The sequence below is a fragment of the Spirochaetota bacterium genome (assembly GCA_026414805.1).
Classification (GTDB): domain Bacteria; phylum Spirochaetota; class UBA4802; order UBA4802; family UB4802; genus UBA4802.
Window position 1 is genome coordinate 1 of sequence record JAOAIH010000113.1, and the last position, 5092, is coordinate 5092.

Below are 5092 nucleotides of genomic sequence, written 5' to 3' on the forward strand. Positions count from 1 at the left end.
TTTTGTATGATATCTCATAAAGTTGATGGGTAAGAATAAAAATTACAACTTCCCAAACCCTGAAGGAAAAATTGGCGTTTTGAAACGCTACCTTCACATTTTAGCACTTCTGCAATCGCCTGCTGCAAGCAATGAAACCTGGAATGCGGTAAAACTTGCCCGGTTACTATCGCTTGAAGAAAATGAAAAAGACATAAGCGACAGCCATGTGCGAAAGTATATCAAAGACCACATTGAAGAAGAGTTAGGTATAAGCGTTGACCGCACTCAAGGAGGGCTTATCACTGCATTGGCTGAGGATCTTGATCCAGATACGCAGCTTGAGATTGCGCGAGTATATGCAAGCTTTGTGGTAAAGGATTCAACACGCGATATGATACTGCAAAAATTTATTGCCTCACAACCCAACAGCGCGCTGTGGATGCTTGCACGTATTTATTTTGCAGCAATTGAAAAGAAGATGATTGAATGTACCTACATAACAGCTGAAGGTACGGTACGCTCCAACTGGAAGCTGTGCCCATGTTATTACTTGTTCCGTAACAATAATCTATACCTTTTGGTATATGATGTGGATATGAAAAAGTACCTGCCTTTAGTTGCTGAGCGTATTCACAATGTGGTAGTGCTTGATGCATATAGCATTGATTGGGAAATTCCTTCAATTGATGATGTCTTTGCTACATCACTTTCTGCATACATAAGTACAAAAGATACAGTGACTGTTACTATACGATATTCTGAAAAAGTGAAGAATGTCGTTGAAAATATTATTGCAACGCTTTTCCCCGATATTCAACATGAAAGTGATTGGTACACTGCAACATTTGCAATCAGCGACTATCTGTACTTGTGCAAACAACTTGTACTCTATGGCAAAGAGGTTGAAATACTAAGTCCACAGAAGGTTCGCCAGGAAATGATACAGATGCTCACTGAAAGCCTGAGTGTGTATCAAAAATAAACATCGCAAATAAGTTACTACCTTTTTTATTTAACTTACTGTAAATTTCCTATATAATTACTACTTCACTCATCTAATTATGTAAGCGATAGTTACTGCACAAAAGTCCACTCCACAACCCACGGTGTTAAGGGATATCCCTTGAAAAATTATTACCAAAGGAGGTAAGTATGCCTAGAAGGCGAGTTCGTCGTTATCCCCTGAACAATTTAATTGATGTCCAGTATTCTATGCTGGATGAGTCCGTGCGAAAGCCCGTAACGTATTATGTGTTGAATTTATTGAAGGAATTACAACCCAACGAACAATTGCTGACACTGAGTATGGAATGCTTGAGCATGGACGATAGAATGGAATTAATTGAAAAAGTATTCCCGAAAGAGACAAGATTTCCGGAAGATGATTTTGAACGTAATTATTATACTGATGCACTTGATGTTGTGAATAGCTCTTCTGGACTAGCAAATGTATTTATTCAGGCTCTCTTGGATAGTTTTAGCATGGTTAAATGGAGTGCAGTACAGAAGGTTTTAGTTAAATTACTTGAAAAAGAATATGGATTGCTCTCTGACAACAAAAATGATTTAGATGAGCGCATTGCAAAGCTTTCTGAATTTTTTATGCTCAACCCCAGCGATTGCGCAGTATTAAAGATATTGGTTATATCACTAGGATCACGAGATAGTATTTTGAAATCAATTTTAACCGAGATCAGTTACCATGAAATGCAACGCCGAATTGCAATAGCCACTACTATACCATTAACAGTTGTAAAGAGGGTATTATCCAAGACAGGGATTCTTTACACAACACGTATAATTGAATCAATAAGTCCAGATGGGTATGAGTATATCACCCTTTCAAGTGAGATTATAGAATTTTTATTTGATATAGAACCAGTAGATATACTGGAAAGATATGTAAAATTTGATACAGGAACAACATTCCCGATTCACGATTTTGCTGTGATGCCTCATGATATAAAGATTGTCAGCACACTTCTTCAAAGCAAGAAACCCTGCAATATCCTTTTATATGGCAAACCAGGGACAGGGAAAACTCAGTTTGCTCGCAGTATTGTAGCGTATAGCAATCGCAAGTTGTTTTTCCTTTCCACAATCATTCGGAACGATACCAGCAAGATGGAAAGCTTGAGCATGCGACTAATGGCAATAACTATCGCACTTAAAATAGCAGAAAAAAATGATGCAGTGCTCATAATTGATGAAGCAGATAGCATACTTAACACTGAATCATATTTTGGTTTTGGAGATAACGGCGATAAAAGCAAGATTAATGATATTCTTGATACAAGCAGAATTCAAAGTATCTGGATAACAAATAAAATAGAACTAATCCCTGATTCAACGTTGCGCAGATTTCACTACAGTATATCGTTTAAACAATTTACTGAAAAGCAGCGTATGTCACTATGGCATAGTATGCTTGGTAAAAGCATATTGAAAAACATTATAAAGGATGATGTTTTATATACATTGTGCCATAAGTATACTGTAAATGCTGCAGGAATAGGGATGAGCATAGAAGCAGTTGAAGCTATGTATACAAATCATTCAATTGCTGATGATGAGGTTATTCCTGTACTTGAAACGTTATTGCAGCGCCATACAGAGCTTACTGGCACACACAATGAAACATTACTGCATCCTTTAACAAAGCAATACGATGTATCACTGTGCAATGCAGATACAGATTTGCAAGCGATAGTAGCTGCGGTAAAGAGTTTTTATGATAAAAAAATTGACAACATCACTATGTCATTTTTGTTGTGGGGTCCAAGTGGCACAGGCAAAACTGAGTTTGTAAAATATTTAGCACAACAAACGGCAAGAAAGCTTATAGTAAAACGAGCATCAGATATTTTTAGCATGTATGTGGGACAAACTGAAAAGCTTATCCGCGCTGCATTTGAAGAAGCCAAGGAAGAAAATGCCATACTGTTTATAGATGAAGCTGATACATTCTTTATAGCCAGAGAAAATGCACAGCGATCATGGGAAGTTTCATTTGTCAATGAGATGCTGATACAAATGGAAAATTTTGGCGGCGTGCTGATATGTTCTACCAACATGCTTAAGCTTTTAGATACAGCAGTTATGCGGCGTTTTACCTTTAAAATTAGGTTTAATCCTGTTAAGCTGTCAATGCGTGTAATGCTGTATGAACGCTATTTTGTAAGCGATAGCAACCCGCTTACATTGCAACAAAAGAAAAGAATTGAAGCTATAGAAGGGCTTACCCCTGGTCACATAAAGGCGGTGTACCAAAAAGCATTGCTTACTGATTTGCTGAACGATCACGATCACATCATAGACCAGTTGGAAAATGAAGTGCGGTATATGAATAAGCAAAAAAAGATGAAGATTGGTTTTAATGCATAGAGCATATTAATCAATCTTCTTTAGCACTTTCTTTTGTTGCCTATGACAAAAGAAAGTGCTTAAAATAATAATTAGGAAATCCCACTTTATAAGAGGTGCACTATATACGCAATTCATAAGTTTTTGCTTGATACACTGAAACAAAAAACTATCAAAAAAAAGAAGTGGCTCAACATTTAGGGTATAAAAATATTTCCAAAGGAATAAGGCGTATTGATGAATTTATACAAGAGGTAACACTAATTGAACACATCATTAAGAATTTGCATATAGCATTGGATGAGCCGCTAAGTAAAGTTATAGATAAGTTAGAAGAAACAAAAAGAGAAATTGCTGAAGAAATCAAACAAAAGCATGAAGAAAAAAGAAAGGCTAAAGAAGAAAAGCGTAAAAATTTCAAACCATTTTTGTACTGTGTAACCCAAAACAAAATCCCATCGACAATTTTTGTAGCTGCAATTACCAAGTCCTATTTACTAAAAAAGGTAAGCCTGCCGGTCAATTTTAATCAACTATCGCATCTAAAAAAACGTGCTGCAATACTTAAAGCAATATGTGAACACTATGATTTTGTGCAACAGCGTTGGGATAGCAAAGTGCCTGCCTTTGGAGAAATACTTGCCTATACATAAGTGCCAACCTTTGAGTATAATGAAGAGGATCTTCATGTATATACTTTAAAGAGGGAATTTATTGAACATCCACCACGTTTTTATCAGGAAATTGTATTAGGCGTAGCAAGAGTTGGTATTCATAAGGGGAAAGATTTAACAAAAATCTTTAAGAATGTGGAAATAATTGCAGAAAAGATGAGGTAGTAATGAAGGTAGCAAAAGTAATAAATTATTTGTAAAATGAAAAAATGTTTAATAGTATGGTAGAAGGGGGCACGTTCAAATGAAAGAGTAAACTATAATGCAATAATGGCGTAGGCAACTAACTGATATTGTACTATGAGGATTTGTAGTAAAAAATAATGTTTGTAAAAATAAATTTGACAAACATTTCTTACTGGAGCTTTGTATTGATACAGAACAGTTGAGTATTTAAATGTGAGGTTGTATATGTCTAAAGAACTAAAATTTTTTAATACGCTCAAAGATATTTTTATAGGAGCAAAAATTGAAGGAACCGGTGGCTTCATTAACCTGATGCGTATTAAATCAAAATACTATGAAAAAATCGGACAACTTTTGAAAAAAGATGTTGATGAGGCATTAAAGAAATATCCTGATTTTCGTGAAGAGTTATTTGACAAACTATACAACTTTTTTAGTCGTTATTTTAGTGAAAGTGGAAGTATATATTTTAACTCTACACCATTTCATAATAATGTTTATGAAAAAGTCTATACTAATGAAAAAGATGTTGTCCTGTTTTGGAAAACACAAATGCTTTATTATGTAAAGACCGATAGAATATTTCGCAGTATGCCTGTAGAGTTTGATGGCAAAAAATTTGACTTTGATACTTCTACTATAGAAAATAAAAAAGCAAACGAAAAACGAAGTTTAATATATGAACTCAAAGAAATAAAAGACGGCAAAACAATTGTTTTTAATGTTATTTATTCCGAAAAAGGTAGAATCACAAAAACCGACGATATTCTCAAAGAAATCAAGAAAAAACATATTCAAATTACCGAAGAAGACCTTGAAAGAGCTTTCAGGATTTTTGAAAAACAAAGCGAAGTTGATCTTTTTATAAATAAAAATGCTAAGGCATT

The 5092-nt window shown here is 34.9% G+C and carries 5 protein-coding genes; all 5 read left to right on the top strand.

Annotated elements, in window-relative coordinates:
- Nucleotides 1-25: 25 nt before the first annotated feature.
- Nucleotides 26-964, top strand: coding sequence for a WYL domain-containing protein (locus N3F66_14495; protein MCX8125354.1), 939 nt, complete (start codon nt 26-28; stop codon nt 962-964).
- A 170-nt stretch (nt 965-1134) separates the two neighbouring features.
- A complete protein-coding gene (locus tag N3F66_14500) occupies nt 1135-3366 on the top strand; it encodes an AAA family ATPase (GenBank protein MCX8125355.1) in 2232 nt (743 codons plus the stop codon).
- A gap of 164 nt (nt 3367-3530) precedes the next feature.
- Nucleotides 3531-3998 (top strand): hypothetical protein, encoded by a 468-nt coding sequence (locus tag N3F66_14505; GenBank protein ID MCX8125356.1) that lies wholly within the window; start codon nt 3531-3533, stop codon nt 3996-3998.
- Nucleotides 3999-4184 carry a hypothetical protein gene (locus N3F66_14510; GenBank protein ID MCX8125357.1) on the top strand — a complete coding sequence of 62 codons (186 nt, stop codon included), beginning with the start codon at nt 3999-4001 and terminating at the stop codon, nt 4182-4184.
- 246 nt (nt 4185-4430) lie between these two features.
- Nucleotides 4431-5092 (top strand): site-specific DNA-methyltransferase (locus N3F66_14515; GenBank protein MCX8125358.1); only part of this gene is annotated, 662 nt, incomplete at its 3' end.

What these genes read in the sequence shown, in the direction of transcription:
- N3F66_14495 (MCX8125354.1), top strand. Translation starts at nt 26, where the DNA reads ATGGGTAAGAATAAAAATTACAACTTCCCAAACCCTGAAGGAAAAATT.
- N3F66_14500 (MCX8125355.1), top strand. Translation starts at nt 1,135, where the DNA reads ATGCCTAGAAGGCGAGTTCGTCGTTATCCCCTGAACAATTTAATTGAT.